Raw genomic sequence first — 293 nt, 5'->3', positions numbered from 1 at the left:
ATCAGCCACGAAATCCGCACGCCGATGAACGCCATCCTCGGCTTCGCGGGCCTGGGCACCCACCTGGAACTGGCGGCCAAGCCGCGCGACTACTTCCGCAAGATTGCGCGCGCCGGCAACAACCTGCTCGACATCATCAACGACATCCTCGATTTTTCAAAGATCGAAGCGGGCAAGCTGGAACTCGAAGTGGTGCCCTTCGACCTGCCTGACACCTTGACCAATATCGTCGACTTGTTCGCCTGGCGCGCCGCCGAAAAGGAACTCGAACTGGTGATCTGGGCCGCGCCGGC

1 protein-coding gene is annotated in these 293 nt (G+C 61.4%); it reads left to right on the top strand.

The window, feature by feature from the left end; translation table 11 throughout:
• On the top strand, positions 1–293 hold a 293-nt coding region (locus F2P45_RS35110), incomplete at both ends, for a histidine kinase dimerization/phospho-acceptor domain-containing protein (protein ID WP_308613973.1).

This window comes from Massilia mucilaginosa (genome assembly GCF_011682145.1).
GTDB lineage: Bacteria > Pseudomonadota > Gammaproteobacteria > Burkholderiales > Burkholderiaceae_D > Telluria_A > Telluria_A mucilaginosa.
This window is presented reverse-complemented; position numbering and strand designations above follow the sequence as displayed.